Origin of the sequence: Thalassospira lohafexi (assembly GCF_002844275.1) — a bacterium.
Classification (GTDB): Bacteria; Pseudomonadota; Alphaproteobacteria; order Rhodospirillales; family Thalassospiraceae; genus Thalassospira; species Thalassospira lohafexi.
Window position 1 is genome coordinate 417,025 of sequence record NZ_NXGX01000004.1, and the last position, 21,068, is coordinate 438,092.

Annotated in this window: 23 protein-coding genes; 14 read left to right on the forward strand and 9 right to left on the reverse strand. The window is 57.0% G+C overall.

The window, feature by feature from the left end; all coding sequences use genetic code 11:
- Window positions 1-124 precede the first annotated feature (124 nt).
- The 7 genes from COO92_RS11675 to COO92_RS11705 form a co-directional block, all read right to left on the reverse strand.
- A complete protein-coding gene (locus COO92_RS11675; protein WP_101302277.1) occupies window positions 125-745 on the reverse strand; it encodes a S24 family peptidase in 621 nt (206 codons plus the stop codon).
- A gap of 88 nt (window positions 746-833) precedes the next feature.
- Window positions 834-2,117 (reverse strand): four-carbon acid sugar kinase family protein, encoded by a 1,284-nt coding sequence (locus COO92_RS11680; RefSeq protein ID WP_165792334.1) that lies wholly within the window; start codon window positions 2,115-2,117, stop codon window positions 834-836.
- Window positions 2,118-2,124: 7 nt separating this feature from the next.
- Window positions 2,125-3,396 (reverse strand): ribulose-bisphosphate carboxylase large subunit family protein, encoded by a 1,272-nt coding sequence (locus COO92_RS11685; RefSeq protein WP_101302280.1) that lies wholly within the window; start codon window positions 3,394-3,396, stop codon window positions 2,125-2,127.
- Window positions 3,397-3,399: 3 nt separating this feature from the next.
- Entirely contained in the window at window positions 3,400-3,939 is a 540-nt protein-coding gene (locus tag COO92_RS11690; protein ID WP_101302282.1) for a VOC family protein, read from the reverse strand.
- Between the two features lie 10 nt (window positions 3,940-3,949).
- The gene (locus tag COO92_RS11695) at window positions 3,950-5,227 is read right to left on the reverse strand and encodes a TRAP transporter large permease (protein WP_022732063.1); all 1,278 of its coding nucleotides are present in this window, start codon (window positions 5,225-5,227) and stop codon (window positions 3,950-3,952) included.
- Window positions 5,224-5,826: a TRAP transporter small permease gene (locus tag COO92_RS11700; RefSeq protein WP_101302283.1), complete on the reverse strand. Its 603-nt coding sequence runs from the start codon at window positions 5,824-5,826 to the stop codon at window positions 5,224-5,226. The genes COO92_RS11695 and COO92_RS11700 overlap by 4 nt, the downstream gene beginning before the upstream one ends.
- Window positions 5,827-5,913: 87 nt before the next feature.
- Window positions 5,914-6,939, reverse strand: a complete 1,026-nt coding sequence (locus COO92_RS11705; protein ID WP_206186400.1) for a TRAP transporter substrate-binding protein — start codon at window positions 6,937-6,939, stop codon at window positions 5,914-5,916.
- A gap of 148 nt (window positions 6,940-7,087) precedes the next feature.
- On the opposite strand from COO92_RS11705, the gene COO92_RS11710 reads away from it, so the two are divergent.
- Entirely contained in the window at window positions 7,088-8,140 is a 1,053-nt protein-coding gene (locus COO92_RS11710) for a LacI family DNA-binding transcriptional regulator (RefSeq protein ID WP_101302285.1), read from the forward strand.
- 54 nt (window positions 8,141-8,194) lie between these two features.
- Here the strand turns inward: COO92_RS11710 and COO92_RS11715 are convergent, their stop codons facing one another.
- Entirely contained in the window at window positions 8,195-10,054 is a 1,860-nt protein-coding gene (locus COO92_RS11715; RefSeq protein ID WP_101302287.1) for an autotransporter outer membrane beta-barrel domain-containing protein, read from the reverse strand.
- A gap of 463 nt (window positions 10,055-10,517) precedes the next feature.
- On the opposite strand from COO92_RS11715, the gene COO92_RS11720 reads away from it, so the two are divergent.
- From COO92_RS11720 to COO92_RS11745, 6 genes are all read left to right on the forward strand, one after another.
- Window positions 10,518-10,958, forward strand: a complete 441-nt coding sequence (locus tag COO92_RS11720) for a hypothetical protein (RefSeq protein ID WP_028791508.1) — start codon at window positions 10,518-10,520, stop codon at window positions 10,956-10,958.
- The gene (locus tag COO92_RS11725) at window positions 10,946-11,452 is read left to right on the forward strand and encodes a hypothetical protein (protein ID WP_101302289.1); all 507 of its coding nucleotides are present in this window, start codon (window positions 10,946-10,948) and stop codon (window positions 11,450-11,452) included. The genes COO92_RS11720 and COO92_RS11725 overlap by 13 nt, the downstream gene beginning before the upstream one ends.
- A gap of 112 nt (window positions 11,453-11,564) precedes the next feature.
- The gene (locus tag COO92_RS11730; RefSeq protein WP_101302291.1) at window positions 11,565-11,813 is read left to right on the forward strand and encodes a hypothetical protein; all 249 of its coding nucleotides are present in this window, start codon (window positions 11,565-11,567) and stop codon (window positions 11,811-11,813) included.
- A gap of 3 nt (window positions 11,814-11,816) precedes the next feature.
- The gene (locus tag COO92_RS11735; RefSeq protein WP_240626412.1) at window positions 11,817-13,478 is read left to right on the forward strand and encodes a portal protein; all 1,662 of its coding nucleotides are present in this window, start codon (window positions 11,817-11,819) and stop codon (window positions 13,476-13,478) included.
- A complete protein-coding gene (locus tag COO92_RS11740) occupies window positions 13,475-13,714 on the forward strand; it encodes a Bbp19 family protein (RefSeq protein ID WP_101302293.1) in 240 nt (79 codons plus the stop codon). Before COO92_RS11735 ends, COO92_RS11740 begins: the two co-directional genes overlap by 4 nt.
- A gap of 103 nt (window positions 13,715-13,817) precedes the next feature.
- Window positions 13,818-14,492, forward strand: coding sequence for a capsid assembly protein (locus COO92_RS11745; protein ID WP_101302295.1), 675 nt, complete (start codon window positions 13,818-13,820; stop codon window positions 14,490-14,492).
- Window positions 14,493-14,515: 23 nt separating this feature from the next.
- Here the strand turns inward: COO92_RS11745 and COO92_RS11750 are convergent, their stop codons facing one another.
- The gene (locus COO92_RS11750; RefSeq protein WP_101302297.1) at window positions 14,516-15,145 is read right to left on the reverse strand and encodes a hypothetical protein; all 630 of its coding nucleotides are present in this window, start codon (window positions 15,143-15,145) and stop codon (window positions 14,516-14,518) included.
- 227 nt (window positions 15,146-15,372) lie between these two features.
- Between COO92_RS11750 and COO92_RS11755 the strand changes: the two genes are divergently transcribed.
- The 7 genes from COO92_RS11755 (at window position 15,373) to COO92_RS11785 (ending at window position 21,032) form a co-directional block, all read left to right on the forward strand.
- Complete coding sequence (locus tag COO92_RS11755) at window positions 15,373-16,188, forward strand: phage capsid protein (protein ID WP_101302299.1); 816 nt, start codon at window positions 15,373-15,375, stop codon at window positions 16,186-16,188.
- A gap of 50 nt (window positions 16,189-16,238) precedes the next feature.
- A complete protein-coding gene (locus tag COO92_RS11760) occupies window positions 16,239-16,514 on the forward strand; it encodes a hypothetical protein (protein ID WP_101302301.1) in 276 nt (91 codons plus the stop codon).
- 121 nt (window positions 16,515-16,635) lie between these two features.
- A complete protein-coding gene (locus tag COO92_RS11765; RefSeq protein WP_101302303.1) occupies window positions 16,636-17,250 on the forward strand; it encodes a tail fiber protein in 615 nt (204 codons plus the stop codon).
- 90 nt (window positions 17,251-17,340) lie between these two features.
- Window positions 17,341-17,937, forward strand: coding sequence for a phage tail protein (locus COO92_RS11770; RefSeq protein ID WP_165792335.1), 597 nt, complete (start codon window positions 17,341-17,343; stop codon window positions 17,935-17,937).
- 51 nt (window positions 17,938-17,988) lie between these two features.
- Window positions 17,989-18,567 (forward strand): phage connector family protein, encoded by a 579-nt coding sequence (locus COO92_RS11775; RefSeq protein WP_101302307.1) that lies wholly within the window; start codon window positions 17,989-17,991, stop codon window positions 18,565-18,567.
- A 75-nt stretch (window positions 18,568-18,642) separates the two neighbouring features.
- Window positions 18,643-20,583 (forward strand): phage tail protein, encoded by a 1,941-nt coding sequence (locus COO92_RS11780; protein WP_101302309.1) that lies wholly within the window; start codon window positions 18,643-18,645, stop codon window positions 20,581-20,583.
- Window positions 20,583-21,032, forward strand: coding sequence for a hypothetical protein (locus COO92_RS11785; protein ID WP_101302310.1), 450 nt, complete (start codon window positions 20,583-20,585; stop codon window positions 21,030-21,032). The genes COO92_RS11780 and COO92_RS11785 overlap by 1 nt, the downstream gene beginning before the upstream one ends.
- Window positions 21,033-21,068 lie beyond the last annotated feature (36 nt).

Here is a 21,068-nt window from a genome sequence, read left to right on the forward strand (position 1 = left end):
CAAATAGCGTCCTTTCCCGGTATCAGGGTTCAGACCCTAATGTAGGGGGCGGCACGGCGTTTTTGAATAATGTATTCGTCGTGCAGGCAATATTATTTTCGCGGGGCATCGGTTTCTTGCCCGATTACTGGCTGCACCATAAAACGCGTGCCACCCAGTCAAGGTCTTGGGCGGCAATAAATCGGTCCTCATAGGTCGGGTTGAGCGATTTAAGCTCCACGCCAAGGGCGCCACGGCGGACCAGTTCCTTGGCCATGACTTCACCCTCGGTGGTTTTGACCACAACCCGGTCCTGCGGGCGGATGTTTGATGCCGGACTGACGATGATCAAATCACCATCGCGAAACACTGGCGCCATCGATTCACCTGCGATGCGCAGCCCATAGGCGGTCGGATCATGCATGGCAGGAAAGGTGATGTCTTCCCATGCGCCACCCACCGGATAGCCCGCATCATCGAAATACCCGCGATTGCCAGCCTGGGCAAATCCGATCACCGGGATACGCCCGGCCCCATTGCCATCCACCAGTTCGGAAAACTCGCGAAAACTGACATCGGTGACCGATAAAACCTTGGAAATGCTTTCGGTCGAGGGCCAGCGCGACTTGCCCTGATTGGTGGTGCGTTTGGACCGGTTGAATGTCGTCGGGTCAAGCTGTGCCAGACGTGCCAATCCCGACGGGGTTAACCCGTGGTCGGTGGCAATCTGATCAAGGGCGGCCCAAATTTGTTGATGTCGGATCATGTGCCATCCTAGCAGGCCGTGCGCCCAAAACGGAAGGAATTAATTCCTGTGAACAGCGTAAATAATGCCCGCCGTTCAGGGCATTGTTTTAGTCGTTATTCGGGGTAATCGGCAGGGACGAGATGTTATCAAACAGGTCGGGTTTTCCCATCTGCCCGCCTTTAAGCAGCATGGGCAGGCCATCAAGACACGGCGTGTCAGCATGTGCGCGGATGACCGGGGCGCCGGCATCAAAGTCAGCAGCAAAAGACAGGCTGTTGATGCCAAGCTCCTGCACCGCAAGGCTTGATGTATCGCCCCCGGCAATGGCCAAAAACCCAAGGGCGGTATTTTGACAAATCTGGGCAATGAAGGCCGCACTGGCACGCGCCAACGCGTGACTGCCAATGTCATGATCGCGATCATCGGAAAGCGACACCAAAAGGTTTTTGCCCGCGTTCAGGGTCGTCAGGCTGTCACCAATAAGGTCTTTGACCCCGGTGGGGTCAAGCAGGTCTTTGGGCGCGATGCTGCGTTTGACATAAGTGCAGGCATTTTCGACTTGCCCGGCGGTATGGGACGACCGGCTTCCGGCAAAGGCAAAGACCGGACCCGCGCGACGTGATGCTTGTGCCCCGTTTTGCGATGTCGGGTCAAAGGATGGAAACAGGGCCTGTGCGACACTGCTGGCGCCAACGCACAGGGTCGGGGTTGTTTTGGCAATCTCGCGGATGGCGTCCCCGATGGTCAGAAGATCGCTGTCATCGGTCACATCAAACAGCGTTTCACATTCCCCGGCGGCCAAACGGCGGCGGATTTCATCGATCAGGGCAACGCGGCCTTTGCGAATGGTGGTAAAATCAATCAGGCCGATCTTGGGCCAGCCTTGCGCGGCAAGGTGGCGGCACAGATTGGCTTCATGCATCGGGGTTACCGGGTGCACCGACATCACCGGATGACGGTCAATGCGGTAAATATGCCCGTTGCCCGCCCCGGCAAACAAATTGCCCATCAGGCAGAACCGCCGCAATGATGGCTGCCCGCCAATGACCGCCTTCCAGCGTGTGCCGACCGAATGCGCATAACGATCCGCTGCGGCGGCGATGTTGCCGATGTCCGGGCTACTGTCAAATGTTGAGCAGACTTTGAAATGATAAAGACCGCAACCCGTGCGTGCCAGTGCATCGGCAAGGGGGCCGATGGTCGCAACGCTGTCATCGACCGTAAGGGCACGAAGCGACGTTGCGACACCAATGGCATCCAGATCGTTTGTGCTGTCTGATGGTGCCGGTGCGTTCAAATACAGGCGCGTTGAAAGTCCGGCCCGCGCCAGCGTTGCCAGCGTATCAGAAGCACCGGTGAAATCATCAGCACAGAAAACGATCTTGGTCATGAGATGTCTAGCCCCGCGCACCATAGAATGTCAGGGCCTCGGCCAGTTCGGAATGGCCCGTGGCATGTTTTTCAAGGCTGACGCCCGCCTCGCAGGCGTCCCATGCCTGACGCAGGCTCATGATCCCGGCTTTTGGCCCGGATGGGTGGGCTAAAATGCCGCCCCCGGCCAAAAACATGAAATCAGCCGATCCGACCGCATCAAAAGTGGCCGGAACTGTGCCGGCCCATTGCCCGGATGAAAACACCGGCAAAACGTGGTCTTCATCGCCGTTTTCGGGTGCCAATGGCTGGGCGCAGATTTGGGCCGATGCCTGTACTTCGCTGTCTTCGTCACAGAATTTACCGCCCATGCCATGCACATGCATATGATCCATGCCGGTCAGACGATACAACGTCTGATAGGCCGGGAACGCCATACCGATCAGCGGATGGCGCGATAACGCACCAAACCCGTTACGATGCCCGTGCAGCACAAGGTCGGTCGATCCACGCAAAGTTTGCAAGGCCGACAAGCCGGTCCAGTTCATGCTGACCATCGCGCATGATCCGCCGTGTTCGGCGATCAAATCAGCATGGCGGCGCATGGCATCGGTTTCATCGGTAATGTTAAAGGCAATCATCACATCGCGCCCGGTGCGGTCGCGATAGCGGCGTACCCGTTCCATGATGGCCGGGATGCGGTCCGTGATCGGGGCGGATGCCGGATTGGCGCAGACTTCGTCATCCTTGATGAAATCAACCCCGGCCTCGCACAGCTGTTCGACCAGATCGGCAATGTCATGGGTGCGCATGCCGACATTGGGTTTAATGATCGTGCCAAAGAACGGCCGGTCATGAACCTTCATCCGGGTGCGTGTGCCCTTGGTCCCGGCAACCGGATAATCATATAAATCGCGATAGGCCTTTGGCAGTTTGATGTCCATCAGCTTAAGCCCGGTGACCTCGCCCAAGTCATACAGGTTGCCCGAAACTGTGGCCGCCAGTGTCGCCAGATTGTGCCCGATATTATCGACCGGAAAACCCACCCGAACTTCGGCCCGCCGATACGGCCCATTGATGCCGCGTGCGGTCAGATAGGCACTTTGCAGGCTGGGATGATCGGCGGGTGCGAGTTCACGGATCGACAAAACGCGCGCCGAACAGCGTTCGCGCAGTTCGTCGGTTTCCCCGGCAACGCGCACAAACGTGCCGCTGCTTTGCTCACCGGCAATGATGGTGGCGATTTTTTCGGGCTCGAACGGTGTTTCGATCAGATATCGGGCTTCAATCAGGTCCATGGCTCAGATTTCCGACAGCGACGGGAATGGACGGATCGGGTCTTTGCCGTTCCAGCCAATCGACGCCTCATAAATGGATTTGAACAGGCGGCCTTTGGGGCCGACCACTTCGGACAGCTCAATCACCGTGCCCGGATGCATTTCCTTATCGAAATAGACAAACCGGCCATTGTCCCCGACCTTGCCGCTCATTTTGACGGTAAAGCCCTTGCTTTGCATCAGGGCCAGATCGTTGTCGAAATCTTCGGTCCAATAGGCAACATGTTGCAGGCCGGTGTTTCCCGCCTTCTGGAAGTCGCGATACATTGACGGCGCATCGTTGCGTGTCTGGATCAGTTCAACCTGAACATAGCCGGAATTGGCAAGGGCGACCGAGTTATGAACGTCATAGGATTTGCCGTCATACTGGTAATCTTCGATCGGCACCTTGGGGTTATAATACCACGGGCCAACACCCATCGTTTCGGCCCAATAGTCCATGGCCGCTTCGATATCGGGCACAACGTAACCGAGCTGGCGAATTTCGCCGAGAAATCTGCTCATGTTTCCTCACTTAATCCAGAAGGTTGGGCAACCAGACGGAGATCGCCGGTATGCAGGTCACTGCGAGCAGCGACAAAAACAGGGGAAGAAGGAAGGGCAATCCGCCCCGGATTACCCGGTGCAGCGGCATCTTGGCGATGATGCTGACCATATAAAGGCTCATGCCGACAGGCGGGGTCAGAAGCCCGATCATCAGGTTAAGCACAAACACGATACCCAGTTGCAGCGGATCAACGCCCGCTGCCATCATTGCCGGCGTTATGATCGGGGCGATGATCAGGATGGCGGCAATCGATTCCAGGAACATGCCGACCACCAGCAACAACACATTGACAATCAACAGCAACACCAAAGGATCGCTTGAAAGTCCCAGCAAAAATTCGCTGGCGGTGGCGGGCAGGCGGTCCATGGTCAGAACCCAGGCAAACAGGGCCGCGGTCGACACAATGAACAACACACTGCCGGTCGCATCGACCGTATCGCGCGCGGCCGTAATCACCCGTTTAAGGTCAAGCTGGCGATAAACAAATTTACCAATCAAAAGCGCATAGGCCACGGTGACACCGGCAACTTCGGTCGGCCCGAAATAGCCCGAGATCAACCCGCCGATCAAAAGGACCGGGGCGGCCAGGGCGGGCAGGGAAATGACGAATTTGCGCGCAAAGGCGGCAATCGAAAATGTCACTTCATCGCGTGGCAGCTTGTAAATCCGGGCCATCACCGCGACCTGCGCCATCAACAGGAGGGTAATCAGAACGGCGGGGACAATCCCGGCAATCAGCAATTTGACCGCCGACACATTGGCGACCGAGGCAAAGATAATGATCGGAATGCTGGGCGGGAAAATCGGCCCAATGGTCGCCGCCGCCATGGTGATGCCCGATGCAAACTCGGCGGAATAGCCCTGTTTGCGCATCATCTTGATCTGAACCGCGCCCAATGCGCCAATATCGGCCAAGGCCGCCCCTGATACGCCGGAGAATATAAGGCTGACCAGAACGCTGACCTGTGCGGTCCCGCCCCGGATCCAGCCAACCATCATGCGCACCAGTTCAAACAAATGATTGGTCACACCCGACAGGCTTAAAAGATTGGCGGCAAAGATAAACAGCGGCACCGCCAAAAGCGGGGTGGAATCAAGGGCATTGACCGTGCGCTGGGCCAGTACCGTCATTGGCAGGTTAAACAGGATCATCACGGTGGCGGACGACAGACCAAGACACACCGCAATCGGCAGGCGAATGATCATGAGTGCCAGAAACAGGATAAGAAGCGTTGCACTCATCATTTCTTGGAATCCTTGGACGTATCTTCAGCCAGTATTCCCGCTGACATTTCCTTGGCGATGGCATCGGCAATCGGATTGCCGCTTTCGGCCTCCCCGTCTTCGCCTTCGTAATCCGGGGCGGTTTCGGTGCGTGTAATCAGCCGGTACAGCGCGACAATGGCCAACAGGACAATGGCAATCACCACCGGCGCATAAACCGCGTAATTTGGCATGCTCAGCGACGGGGTGGTGAATTTGCCCGCGCGGCTTAAAAATTTATAAAGTGAAAACAGGAAGATACCGGCAAAGCCCGTGATCAGCGCATAATTGGCAAAGCGCAAAATCGCTTGCCCACGCGCATGCAAGGCGCTGTACAGAAGGTCAATCGCGATATGGCGGTTATGCAGCATCAAGGCCGGAACCGCGAAAAACACCAGCGCAACATTGGCAATGCGCGATAGCTCGTCCGCCCACGGCAGACCAAGATCATACATATTGCGCAAGATCACCTGACCGACGACCAGTACCGTCATCAAGGCCAGCATCACCATGGAAAAGGTGGTTAAAACCCGGCAGATACGGTCCAGCCCCCGATAGATCGGGGAGTTCCTGTAAGGCATGACGAAACCTGAAATGATGGGCAATGAAAGTCACGGTAAGGGCGGCTCCCCCGGAAAAATATCCCCCGGAACCGCCCTTTGGTGCGATTATTTTACAGCAGCGATTTCTTCGAAATACGTGGCGTATTTTTCGTCAAAGCGCTCATGCACAAGCTTTTCTACACCTGCACGGAAGGCCGCAACATCAAGCCCGTCATCCGGACCAATGATCGTCATGCCAGCTTCCTTAAGCTGCTCAAGATCGCCTGCCTCGCTATCAAGGATCATTTTCGATGCTTTGTGACGCACGGTTTCCGCCGCCTTTTCAATGCCTGCCTTAACGTCATCGGGGAAGCCCTGCCAGATTTCCTCGTTGATCACGACGATCTCGGCGGCCGAAATATGCCCGGTCAGCATCATGTGTGACTGCACATCATAAAGCTTATGGACCAATGCAACATTGACCGGATTTTCCTGACCCTGAACAATGCCCGTCGCAAGGGCGGTCGGAACTTCGGACCAATCGACGGGAACTGGTGCGGCACCAAGGCCCTCAACCGCGGTCAGATACACCGGGGACGGGATGGCGCGGATTTTAACACCGGCCAGATCGGCCGGGGTTTTGATCGCACGGTCGGCGGTCAACTGACGGGTGCCAAAGTAAAACGCATAGAGCACACGCATGCCGGTATTGTCGATCAGGCCCTGATTAAGCTTTTCCATCACCGGGGAATGAATATCGACAACATTCATCAGGTGATCATAGTCACGGTACAGATACGGGATATCAAGCACGCCGAAATCTTCATACAGCGAGCTGATGGCACCCGCCGTATTGTGCGAAAGTGCGATGGACCCCATCGAAACGCCTTCGGCCAGTTCCTGAATCTTGCCAAGCTGGGACGACGGATAAACGTCGATCTTGACCTTGCCGTCGGTGTTTTTGGCGACTTCTTCGGCCAGCCAGTCGGCCTGAAGCCCGACAATGCTGGTCGGGGAATTCATGTGGCCGTAATTAAGTTCAATTTCCTGGGCCTGTGCGCCAAGCACCATGGCATTGCAGGATACGGCGGCGGCGAAGGTGGCAACGATATGCCGGAATTTGATGTGCCGGAATTTGGTGTGAGTGACCATGGTTTCCTCCCTGATGGTCTATGATTGCTTTTAGCTGTTTTCCGCGTTGGGTTGTTTTTATTTTTGCTTGAATAATCTCAAGGTACGTGAAAGTTTATCCATCATCAAACATCATTAAATGATGCGTTTTGATGTTTTAAGGATAAAAATGCCAAAAACAACCGGGCCGATCATCAAAGATATTGCCGAGCTGTGCGGGGTGTCACCCGCCACGGTCGACCGCGTGTTAAACAAGCGCCCCGGTGTGCGTGAACGCACCGCAAAGCGCGTGTTGCAGGCCGCAGGCGAACTTGGCTATTTGCCCGAAACCGACATGGTCGAAACCTTCCGGCCCAAACCGATGCAGGTGGTGTTTTTATTGCCATCGGGCACCAATCCGTATTTGCGGCTTTTGGGCGACCGGATCAAAACTGCGGCCGAGGCGACCACGGGCCAGAACATTCGCGCACGGTGCTTTTTCATTGACGGGTTTAACCCGCAACTCCTGTCCGAGGCCCTCCGCCAGCATGGACAAAAGGCCGATGGCATTGCCTTCATGGCGATTGATCATCCGCTGGTGCGTGAAACGGTGTCTGAATTGCAGGGTGCCGGTAAACATATGATCACGGTGGTGTCCGATATTTCCGGCGTGCCCCATGCCGCCTATGTCGGGCTTGATAACCGCGCCGTGGGCCGAACGGCGGGCTATATGCTGGGCCGGTTCATGGGACCAAACCGCGCCGGGAACCCCCATCGTGGGCGCGTGGCACTGATCGCGGCCAGCCGCACTTACCGTGCGCATGAAGAACGCGAAATGGGTTTTCTAAGCCTGATGGAAGAAGCCTTTCCCGGCATGTCGCTGGTGGCCGCCCGCGAAGGCCACGATGACCGCAGCGAAAACTACCACCACACCATGTCCCTGCTTGAAGAATATCCTGATCTGGTCGGGATTTATAACGTTGGCGGTTCCTCGGACGGGGTGGCGCGTGCGCTGCGCGAAAGTGGCCGGGGCCGCGACATCATCTTCATCGGTCATGGCCTGACCCCCGATACCCGACGCTTTTTGCTCGAAGACATCATGGATGTTGTGATCACCCAAAGCCCCGGCGCGATTGTTCAAAATGCCCTGCGCATTTTCGACAATCTGCGCAATGGCAGTGACCCAAACGCCGATGTCGCCAAACTGACCATGGAAGTTGTGGTCAAAGAAAACCTGCCCTGAGGTCAGGGCAGGTTTTCTTGATCACGTTTGCCGTCGATAGCGGATTAGAGCGGATTAGAACGGCATCGAAATGCGGAGTTCGACCGACGATGTGTCGGTGTCATCATCGTCATTGGCAACCGACATCATGTGGCTCACGGCCAGTTCACTGGTCAGAAGCCCACTGTCAAAGCCAAGACCGGTGCGGATGCGCTGGTTGCCATACTCATTCAGGTTGCTGGCAAAGAACGGTTTGACGATGCCCAGATTGCGCCCGTCATTGTCGTAAAGAGCAAAGCCATAAGTCACCGTGCCGCCGATGGTGTATTCATTGTAATCGGTCCGCCCGGCCAGATAGTTGGCCTCAAGTGCGGCGTTCAGGCCGGTGGCCCGATCAGAAAGACGCACACCACCCCCGATATTGTATGCGGTTGCATCATCGTTGATTTCATCGGTGAAATCATAGATCACCCCGGTTTCGGCAAACGGCGTGATGGTCAGACTTTCTGTCGGAAACAGGTCATAGGATGCCTCGACCGACGGGTTGATCTGACGGGTGTTTGACCGGGTGGTGGCGACAGCGGTGCCATCGCTTTCGGCGTAGCTGTCGACGGTTTTGCGCGCCGCGATCAGGCCAACCGACGGTGTGACGGCAAAGAACGGCAATTCTGAAACTGGCGTTGTCCGATAAGACCCGCGAAGGGCAGCGTACCACAGTTCGGACTCCGTATTGCCCTGTACCGCACCGCTGTCACGGGTGGTATCGATATCCCCCTGACCAAATCCTGCTTCGGCAACCACATTCAGGTTGTCGATTGGGCGGTAAATGGCATAGGGCGAAACGACCCAGCCTTGTTCGGCATAGGTGCCCGAATTAAACTTCGTCGTCAGGTCTGTGTCGTTATAGCCAAGCGACATGCCCGCGGTCAGAACCGGGGAAAAACTGTAATCCAGCCCGACATTATAGCCCCAGACATCGCCGTCATACCGATTGTCGGCAGACCCGCTGACATAATCGTTATCGACCGAGGTAAAGGACCCATGGCCCCAGACGGTAAAGGGCGATGAGGTATCCAGCGCACTGCGGCCATCAATGCCGCCCGCACCGCCAACGGTGCCCTGATCGGTCGGGCCAAGCCCAAGGATGTTCAGCGATCCTTGCGAACTGTCGAAATCACCAATCATCGCCAGACGGCGCAGGGCGTACTGGCTGTCGGTGATGCTGCTGTCATCTGTCGCATCAAAACTTGCGAAGTTCGTACCATCGGATGGCTCCCCACCGCCTGCGCCACCAGCGCCACCAGCGCCGCTACCACCTGCACTTCCGGTCGCACCGCCGCTACTGCCGGTCGCCCCGCCAGTAGCCCCGCCACCGACCGATCCGCCAACGGACCCCGTGACCGCCGAAACGCGTGCACCGATGTTTTGCTGGATCACAGTGGTCTGGCTACGTGAAACGGCCGAAACAACCTGACTTGTGGTGGTTTCCGAGGAGTTTTCGCTGCCAGATTGCGCAGAAGACGTGCAGGTTACTGACGCATCATAATTGGCATCGACATATTCAATTCTCAGGGATGCATCGGAACTGTTCGCCGTTGGCGATATGGTCACTGTTTTGGTGCCACCATTGGGGAAGGTACCACTCTGAAACGTTTGCTCGCCGCTTGTCGCATGGTCAAAAATCGAAACGCGGTAATTGTCCAGGTAACTGCCCGTCAAATTCACCGTGTATGTATCGGTGGTTGCCATTGACCCGCGGACAAGGGTCGCAGTGGTCGATCCGCTTGTGACGTTGCCGCTGCTTGATGAGCTCGAACAGGCAGGGCCACCAGCCGCCAGCGCGCTGCTTGAATAAAATGATCCGAATCCAACGGTGCCGAGCAGTCCGGAAAAGAGTGCGATCCCCCCACAGTGGATCACGTTTTGATGGCGCATTAAGGTCCCCAATGAGTCTAATTTTCCCTTAAAGGCACACATAATGGTTTTGCCCGGATTTTTCCATAGAAAGCCGGCAATGTTTGAATTTGTCAGGATTCTGCCTCTGTCGATGTTTGGCGCATGTGATCACGGCTTGTTGATATAGGAAATTAATCCTTTACAAAAAGAACAAAAGGGGATTATAGCTTGTGCATCAACACCGGAATTGCATCCGGAAGTAGCCGTGATTTTATCGGGTTCGGGCATCAAACGGCCTTGCACACGCAGCCGTCGCACAGCGCATTGGTCCGACCTGCGATACCGTCACGATAAGGGGAAATCACTGATCAACAGCCATCAAAGGTGCATGGAAAAACCATGCGCCAACGGTCAGTCACATCCTTTTGCCGCCGGTTTGGCATAACCGACCGGGCGGCGCGTTACCGGTGTTGGGGATGAGTTCAACATGCAGGAGGGCGACGTGACCGAACAGAGACTTTTTCCAAAACCCCTGTCAGAACGGCCCATCACGCCGTTTGCCAGCGCCGAACAGGCGTGGTTCTGGTTTGTGCGCTGTCAAACAGCCCGCATCGAAGGGGCGCGCGTGATTGCCGATGCCGGTGAGGTGGTGCGCCCGTGCGATCCTGATGATGTTTATAACGCGGTGATGCGTCTTAAACAGGGCGGGGCTTTGACCGACCGGCATTTGCAGGTGATTGAATATTACGGGCTGGTCGAACGATTGCCCGATCCGCGCGACCTCCGCGAACAGCCCAAGCATGATCTGTGGTGTGCGACCATGGCCGCCCTTGAACCCGAACTGATTGCGCGTGACATCGTTGAGTTGCGCCCGCCCGAAACCTTTGACAATGAAGATGTCATGATCGAAATGAGCGGGGATTTATCACCATGCGGGATGTAGGTTTTGAGGGCACCGTTAGCGTAAAAACCGTTGGCGGGATGGCGCGCGACTGGGTCGATCAATCGGCATCAGGTCGGGAGGTTTCGGTGCTGGTGGTGTTTGGCAATGCGCCGGAAAAGCCGCTGTTGCGCGTCCTGAAACCCGGTTTTCGCCATTGCTTTGTGCTGGTGTCGGGCGCGCGGGCCGGGGAATGGATTTGCCTTGATCCGCAAAGCCATCGCATCCGGTGCGAGACGTGGTGTTATTCGCCGCTATTTGATCCGGCATCCTATTACCGGGCGATTGGCCATCATTGCGTTTGGGCCGACTACCCGCGATCATTGCCGCGCAAAATCCGGCTGGGCCCGATGAGCTGTGTCGAGATGATCAAGCGGCTTTTGGGCATTGGCGGTGTGTGGATTGTCACCCCGCATCAGCTTTATCGTACCCTTGTTAAACGCAGTGAAAGCACGGAAAAATCAGGTCAGGTGCATTTTTCTGAAAAATGTTCTTGATTTGTTCTTTTTAATGTGACATAACAGACAAATCAACACCACACCTGCGCCCGCATGGCTTTTGGCCCTGCGGGCGTTTTTGTTTTGGCGCGCTTAGGTTCAGGAGGCCCCGATGGGAAGTTTGTTCTCGACACCCAAACCAACCGCAACACATGCCCCATCGGCAAGCCAAGCATCAACGCCAATGCAGAGTGCTGACAGTGCGCAGGATGCAACCCGCACCGCCCGTCAAGAAGCACTGGAACGTCGGCGTTACGGCCGGGCCAGCCTGATTGCGACCGGGCACCGCGGATTGCTGTCGGACCGGATCAGCAGTGCGGTGAACGGGGCGGCGGGCGGCAAAAATCTGTTGGGGGATTAAGGCATGGCGAGAAAGACAAAGCGAACCTATCGCAAGTCAGGAATGAACGCAGGTGGCGACATGTCGGCATCGACCAGAGCATCGGGGCAGGCATCCGGACAGGCGACAGAAAAGCGGGGCGCGAATACTGGCATGACGAACAGCCCCCATCGCAGCACACCGCAAAATGACCTTTCGGTTTCGGTCTTGCGCCAACGTTATCAGGCCGCCGTTGCCAAACGGCGCACCTGGCTGGCCCATTGGCAGGACTGTTACGAGTTTGCCCTGCCACAACGCAATGGGGCTGCCATGCAAACCAGTGGCGGCAAACGGTTGGACCGGGTGTTTGACGCAACCGCACCCGATGCGGTCGAACAGCTTGCCGCGAGTTTGATGGCCGAAATCACCCCGCCCGCCGGTGGCTGGTTTGATCTGGAGCCGGGCGGCAATGTTGCGGGCGAGGACAGGACGGTTTTAACCGAACAACTCGGCCGCGCGGTTCGGATTTTACAGGGGCATTTTGACCGGTCCAATTTTGCCGTTGAAATGCATCAGGCCTTTTTGGATCTGGTGACGGCGGGCACGGCCTGCCTGCGGCTTGAAAGTGATGATTTCAAAAGCCCGTCGGCCTTTCGCTTTGCCGCCGTGCCGTTAGGTGATCTGGTGTTTGAGGAACGGGTTGATGGCAAAATGGATGCGGTGTTTCGCACACTCAGCCTGACCCGATCTGACATTCTCGCCACCTGGCCCGATGCCAAACTGTCCTCCATCGCCAAAGGGGACGATGAGGCGCAAGGCCAAAAACGCCACACGGTGATTGAGGCGGTCATGCCCCATGGTCCGGAGCGCAGTGGCTATGGCCTTTGTGTGTTTTATGCCGATGGGGGTGGGGATGGTGCGCACACCGCCAGTGATGACGTGCTGTTTCGCGATCATTTTGATGTGTCGCCCTATGTTGCCTTTCGCTGGATGAAGGCCCCGGGCGAGATTTATGGCAGGTCGCCTGTGATGAAGGCGCTGCCCGATATTAAAACTGCCAACAAGGTGGTCGAACTGGTGCTTAAAAACGCCTCCATCGCGGTCACCGGTATTTGGCAGGCCGACGATGACGGGGTGCTTAATCCGGCCACCATTCGACTGGTACCGGGAAGCATCATTCCAAAGGCGGTGGGATCGGCGGGGTTAACGCCATTGGATGCACCGGGGCGGTTTGATGTATCTGATCTGGTTTTAAGCGACCTTCGTGATCGTATCCGGCGCTGCTTGCTGGCCGACCGGTTGGCGCAGGTCGATCAACCGGGCATGACCGCGACCGAGGTGCTCGAGCGTGCCTCGGAAAATGCGCGGTTGCTCGGTGCGACCTATGGCCGGTTACAGGCCGAATTGCTCTATCCACTGATCGCGCGCGCCCTTTACATCCTGGCCAAACGCGGTGAGCTGCCTGACATCCCGATTGATGGCGATGTGGTCATCCTGCGCCATGCAGCCCCCTTGGCACAATTGCCAAAACGGGTTCAGGCCGCACAGGTGCTTGATTGGGTATCGCGCATCGCAGGGCTTGGCCCCGATGCGATGGCGGAGGTCGATGTGCCCGCCATGGTCCATTGGCTGGCCGATCAGTTTGGCGTGCCCGAGCACGTCTTGCGGCCCCATTTGCCGCCTGAGGTTTTGGAGGGCACATCATGACCGGCTGGGATTGGTTTGACCCTGACACTGCCGCAAAAGAAAACGATGCCGGCACGCACTGGCACACCTGCTTTGCCAGCGATGCCGGGCAACAGGTTTTGCGCGATCTTGAAACACAATTTGTCCGGTCATCCTTGGGCCCGGATGTCGGGCAGGCCGCCCTTTGGATGCGCGAAGGGCAGCGTGGATTGGTGTTGCAGATAATGCGGCTGGCATCACGCGAAACGGGGGAGTGACGATGCCTAAAATAGCGGTATGGAACGAACGTCATTCCCGCGAAGGCGGGAACCTCGACCCACAAGCTCAATCTATCGCAAACCTCATAAACGGAGAACCGGCATGACAACCATTCCGGCACAGGAAACAGATTCAGAACCCACACCAGAAATCGCAACAGAGACACACCCAGAAACCGGCCCTCTGGTCGATTTCGGACTGGACCAAACACCGGCCCCTGATGTGATCCCAACCGTGCCGGAGGGGGGCGAGAGTAATCTGGCGATCATTCCCGACAATCCCGATGACTATGCGATCTCGGTCGATGAGGGGTTGGGCGGGGTTGATGCGGCGTTGAATGAACGCCTGCACAAGGCCGGGTTTAACAATGCACAGGCACAACTTGTCTATGATCTGGCCGGGGAAATCATTCCGTCGATGGTCGAACAGGTCCAGCAGGCCGGGCAGCGCGCCAGTGACCGGGCGGCCTTGGTGGCGGAATTTGGTGGCGCGCAGGCATGGAAATCCCTGGCGCCCAGAATCGAAAAATGGGGCCGTGAAAACCTGCCCGATGCCGCCTTTGACGCCATGTGCCAAACCGCAAGCGGGGTTAAGGCCCTGCACCGGTTGATGACGGCGGGCAAAGAAGCCGGTTTGGGGCGCGCCGACACATCCGAACCAACCGCAGGGATGCGGTCTGATATTCAGCGCAAAATGAACGATCCGCGCTATTGGCGGGACCGCGATCCGGTGATTGTTGCCGAAGTACAGGCGGCATTTTCCCGCCTGCATGACTGAAGGATGCGGTTAAGGCGGCGGCCTTAGTCGGTTTGCTTTTGTCCGCTGGTCTTAAGGTCGGGCAGGGGTTGATCGGCGGCGGTTGGATAGATCGACACCGGGATATACGCCTGCCCGTTTTGAAGGGCGGCATTGGTCATCAGCATGATGTCGCGCAGATCGTCACTTTCAAGCGGGATGCCCTGCTCGGTCGCACAGCCACCATTAAGGGCCAGGTCGGTTTTGGGGCCATCAGCCGCCTGATTGAGCATCACGGATGCATGTCCGTCACGGTTTAAAACGATGTCCTTTGCGAGGATGCGGTAATCGCCGTGATAGGCGGAAAGATCGCCGTCGCGCACGACATCGCTGCAAAACGGATAGATTTCAAGCGGGCGGAAACGATCCGCATCATGCACCCAAAGCGCGACCGCACCATTATCGGTCAGGATTTGCACCGCGACGGGCACCCCGGCGCTCACCCCAAGTTTGGCAAGCTTGTTTTCAAGCCGGACGGGAAGCGGTTCCTGTTCGTCGGGTTGGCTGCCAAACAGCAGGCCGATCCGGTGGGTGACATTTTCAAAATAGGCCGGGATCGGGGTGAGTGGCAGCAGGAAATACGCAGCTGTACCGATCCCGATCAGGACAATCAAGGCAAACAGTTTTCCGCGCAACGTCAAGCTCCAACTCAAAATTCAAGGGGGTGGGCAGCTGCCCGAAAACACATCCGGTTTGCTTCAAACCCGACAGATCAAAATACCCCCGAAAAGTCCGGGGGCATCCATTGCACATAACAGCCAAACCTTGACCAAAAGATGACCGGATCGCGGTGGGAATATGACGTGCCTGAATGTCAGGTCACAGGATCAACCACAGGATCAACCAAAGGGGAATTAAACCAATGAGCGATACAATCGATCAAAGCTTTGTCGACCACTTTCAGGCCGATGTGCATCAGGCCTATCAACGCATGGGATCAAAACTGCGCAATACGGTGCGGGTCAAAAACAGTGTGAAGGGCGCGACCACGGTTTTCCAGAAAGTCGGCAAGGGCACCGCCACCACCAAGGCCCGCCATGGCAAGGTGCCGGTGATGAATGTCGATCACGAAGCGGTGCGCTGTGATTTGCGTGACTACTATGCCGGGGACTGGGTTGATGCGCTTGATGAACTTAAAATCAACCATGATGAAAAGATGGTGCTGGCCAATGCCGGGGCCTATGCACTGGGCCGTAAAACCGACGAGCTGATCATCAATGCCCTGACCACGGCCCCCGATATCCTGCCCCATAATACCGACGGCATGACGCTTGATAAGGTGATGATGGCGTTTGAGGGGCTTGGCGACCGCGATGTACCCGACGATGGGCAGCGTTATGCGATTGTTGGCTGGAAACAATGGTCGGAACTGCTTTTGATCGACGCGTTTTCACGTTCGGACTATGTCGGCGATGATGATTTGCCGTGGAAGGGCACACAGGCCAAACGCTGGCTCGGCACCCTTTGGATGCCCCATTCGGGCCTGCCGGTGGCAAGTGGTATTCGGTCGTGCTTCTGGTATCACCGAACCGCAATCGGCCATGCGATTGGATCGGACGTGCAGTCCGACATCACCTGGCACGGCGATCACGCCGCCCACTTTGTCAACAATTCCATGTCACAGGGCGCAACGCTTGTGGACGGCGATGGTGTGACCTGCTTGCAGGCGCAGGAATAAGCCGCTTTTGCGGCGTTCTGATCCCCACTTTAAAATCATAGGAGCCCCTCATGGCAGAAGGTTTCAAGGCCCGGAACCTAAGCGTTCTGGCCTATGCCAACGGTTTTACCCTTTGGCACTACATCACCCCGGATCTGGCAACCGATGTTGATACATCGAACTATTTCGTTGATGCCCGCGACATGCTGCGCACCGGTGATTTCATCATCGCCAACACCAACCGCGACGCCACAATGTCAGGCGGCATGTTCGTTGTGGCAAGCTCTGGCGCAGCCGGTGTCGATGTCCGCGATATGACCGCGATTGGCACGGCCAACACGGACTGATCGGCGGCCATTTGCCGCCATGTTCCAACCCCACAAGATTCCCGCGAAGGCGGGTGTCTTTTTCTGCCCCCGACAACATCCGTTGCCGGGGTTTTCTTTTGACCAATCAAGGAGACTGCCCATGCAGGGTTCAACCCCGGTGGACTGCGAAGTTTTGAACGTTATTCAGGGTGCAGGCATCTGGCCCGATTGCGAGGATAAAACCCAACTGCTTCAGGCGATCAACACCCTGATTTCCGGTGGTGGTTCGGGCGGTGGCAATACCGTCATCATCGGCAGCGAAATCGGCACCGTCTCGGCCTTCGCCATGCCAACCGCACCAGAAGGCTGGCTTGTCTGTGACGGGTCGGCCGTGTCGCGCACCGACTATGCTGATCTGTTTGCGACCATTGGTACCCTTTGGGGTGATGGTGACCAAGTCTCGACCTTCACCCTGCCGGACCTACGCGGTGAGTTCGTGCGTGGTTTTGATAATGGTCGCGGTGTTGATGAGGGGCGTGTGTTTGCGTCTTCTCAGACGGATGAGTTTAAAAGTCATGATCATACTTTGGTGGATCCCATTGTTTACATCAATGTTGGTGGTGGCTCTGATCCGTCCGTTTGGAATGTTGATGTGCCGAACACGACTAAGAGCAGAACAACTGAAGTATCCGGTGGTTTAGAAACCCGCCCACGCAACGTGGCGATGACCTATGCGATCAAGGCGTTTTATCCGACTGCACCCTCTGGCCAGTAAGACGTCAGACTAAAACACCTTTTTCATCTTCCCTTACCCCGGCGAGTTGGTCTCGCCGGTTTTTTTTAGTGCCTAAAATGGAGAATGCGTATGCAGTGTTTGAGCCCTGTTGAAAGTGAAGTTCTTAATGTCGTTCTGGCTGCGGACATCGTGCCAAACCGGATCGATGACACACAGCTTTTGCAGGCCCTTGAGAGCCTGTTTGGCGGTGGCGGTTCTGGTGGGGCCGTGCCGGTTGCGACGGTTCTTTCGTTTGCTGGTTCGTCCGCGCCCGACGGTTTCATGCTGTGCGATGGTGCTGAACTGTTGGCAAGTGAATATGCCGATCTGTTCGCGACTATCGGGACGACCTATGGCGCCGGGCAGGCACCAGGCAGTTTTAAGCTGCCCGATATGCGGGGTCGTACACCGATTGGTGCCGGGCAGGGCGATGGTCTGACGGATCGTGTGATCGGTGTAGCTGACGGGGAGGAAACTCATCAACTCACCGTTGATGAGATGCCCGAGCATGATCATGCTTACGATATTCGGAACATGGCGACCGGTATCGGTTCGAGTGGATATGAAGTGCACCCGAAACCGGCAAACACAGAACCGGATTCCGCACAAAGTAGGATGACCGGCGGTGATCAGCCGCATAACAACATGCAGCCGTTTCTGGTGGTGAATTACATCATCAAGGTTTGATGATTTTCGGGGTTCGGTTTTGCCGGGCCCCGTTTTTGTTTGGGGGATCAAATGGCGTTAAGCGATGTGGCCTTGTGTGCGCGGGCACTGGTGATGATCGGGGCGGCACCGGTATCGTCCTTTGAGGAAGATACCGCCGAGGCGGAAATTGCCCGGATGCTGTATCCCGTCATTCGCGATGGCGTGCTGGCGGGGTATCCGTGGCGGTTTGCGGCCAAGGGGTGCTGGTTGGCGCAGGTGACGGCAGGGGAAACATCCGGCGGTCCGGGGGATGGAGCAAACCTGTTTGCCTTGCCCGGCGATTTTATCCGGTTGTTGTCGCTTGAAACGGACGGCGGGCGCGTCACGCGGTTTGAGTTGCGCGATCGGGCGGTTTTGTGTGAGGCCGGGTCGGCGCATCTGACCTATGTCGGGCGGTTGGCGGAGGCGAGTTTTCCGGCGTGGTTTGATCTGGCGCTGATTGCGCGGTTGGCGGCCGAATTTTGCCTGCCGTTGACCGAAAGCAGTTCACGGGCGGAATACCTTTTTAAACGGTCTGAAGACCAGTTTCGTAGCGCCCGTTTGGCCGATGCGCAGCAATCGACACCGCATGCGATTGAGGATTTTTCGTTGATTGCGGCGCGAGGGTGACGCAAGCGCGCAGTGATCGCAAGGAACAAGCATCACGCTCATGCGACTGATATTTCAACTGGGGGACCAAAAACCATGGCACGCCGCGTTCTTGAAAAAAACACGTTTTCGACCGGGGAACTGGCACCGGAATTGTGGGGACGTTCTGACTTGAATGCCTATGCCAATGGGGCGGCGCGGTTGCATAATGTGTTTGTTGAACCGTCGGGCGGGGTGAGGCGTCGGCCCGGTGTGCGGCTGGTTGATAAACTGCCCGGTGCGGTGCGGTTGATCGCGTTCGAGTTCAATACCGAGCAGGCCTATATCCTGGCGTTTGGCGATTATGAGGGATTGGTATTTAAGGACGGCGTGGCGACGCATCGGTTTGAAACGCCGTTCGGGGTCGCGCATCATGATTTGATGAACTGGACGCAAAGTGCTGACACGTTGCTGGTGGTTCATCCCGACGTGGCGCCGATGCGGTTGACCCGCACCAGTGATGTGGCCAATCCGCAAACTGGCGGATGGGAAATGTCGAAATGGGCGTGGCGCGAAAGCACCTATAAAACCCGTCAGCCCTTTTACAAGTTTGGTGAGCCTGCGTTGACTGTCAATCCATCGGGGACAAGTGGTACGGTCACCCTTACCGCCAATGCTGATCTGTTTGTGGCGGGCCACGTTGGCACCTTGTGGCGCATTGCCGGGATTGAAGGCGAAATCACTGCGGTTACCGATGCCCGCCATGCGACCATTACGCTGAAACAAAACCTGCCCAACGCCAATGAAACCAGCGATGTCGAAGAACAGGCGTTTTCCGATGTCCGGGGCTGGCCGCGCAGTGTGACGTTTCATCAGGACCGCATGGTGATTGGTGGATCGCGCGATTTGCCCAACCGGTTGTGGATGTCGCGGTCGGGCGATTTGTTCAACTTTGATCTTGGCGAAGGGCTGGATGACGAGGCGATTGAATTTGCCCTTCTGGCCGATCAGGTCAATGCAATTACCGGGGTGTTTGCCGGGCGGCATTTGCAGGTGTTTACCAGCGGGTCGGAATGGATGGTGACGGGCGATCCGTTAACGCCAGCCAACATTCAAATCACCCGCCAAACCCGGATCGGCAGCCAAAGTCACCGCACTGTGCCACTGGTCAATATTGACGGGGCGACGGTATTTGCCGGGCGCAGCGGGCATGAAATTCGCGAATTCCTGTTTACCGATGTCGAGCAAGCCTATGGATCGGCCGATCTGGCACTCCTGTCGCGCCATCTGGTCAAGCAGCCAATGGATCAGGCCTATGACGCGGATCGCCGGTTGCTGCATGTGGTGATGGGGGATGGCAGTTTGGGAACATTGACACAGTATCGCAGTGAAAACATCACCGCCTGGTCATCGCAATCGGTGCAAGACAGCGCGTTTCGCGCCGTGGCGGTGTCGGGCGGGGATGTCTATGTCGCGATCAAGCGCGCGGAGCGTTACTTCCTTGGGGTGTTTGATGCGAATGCCGGTCTTGATCTGGCCATTGATCAGGCGCTTGAACCGGGGCACGTGCCGCGTCGCCATTGGGGCCATCTTGATGCGCTGGACGGGCAAAGGGTGTCGGTCTGGGCGGGCAATCAGTTGATCCATGATCACCCAATTGGCGGGGGCACTGTGACTTTGCCCGATGCGGTGAAGACACTTAGCGTTGGCTTGCCCTTTACCCATGAAATTTCGGCCCTGCCACCCGCAGCATCCGATGGCACGCGCCCGCATGGCGGCAATGCGGTGCGGTTGATTTCGGCAACGCTGCGGGTGCAGAAAACCGGGCAGCTTCGCATGGATACCGGGCGCGGATTGCGTGATGTGCGGTTGCCGGTTACGGGCGATGATCCAGATGCAAATGACGGACTTTATAGCGGCGATATCACGCTGCGCAGCCTTGGCTGGCGGCGCGGCAGTGGCGGGACGGTCAACAGCGGATTGTGGCGCATTGCCGGGGATCTTCCCCGGCCTTTTTTATTGCTCGGCGTGGCAAGTGAGTTGGGAGTGAATGACTGATGGGTGGATTTTCATCAATTGTGCCGATGGCGGCATCGGCCCTGCAAACCGGACAGCAAATTTCGGCCAACCAAGCCCGGCAGCAAAGTGCCGTGGCCCAGACCGAAGCCCAAAGGAAGGCCGATCTTGAGGCGATTGCCGCAAGCAAGGCCGAACGCGATGTGGCGCGGGCCGAAGAATTGCGGGTGCGACAGGCGCAAATCCGCGCCCGCCAAGGCGCATCGGGGCTTCTGACCGGGGGCAGCGGGTCGGCCAGTGCGGTTCTGGCCGGATATGAAAAGGCCGCCCTGTCCGATGCGGCGCTTGATGATGCCGAGGCCACGCGCAAACGCAATCAGATCAATCAACGGGCCGACTGGCGCGAAAAGTCGCTGTTGCGATCGGCACAGGATGACACGGTGGCACGTCTAAGCGCGTGGTTTGCGCGGCGCGACGGTTGGGGCGGATAACCAACCACGCGGATCGGATTTCGGTACATCAGCGGA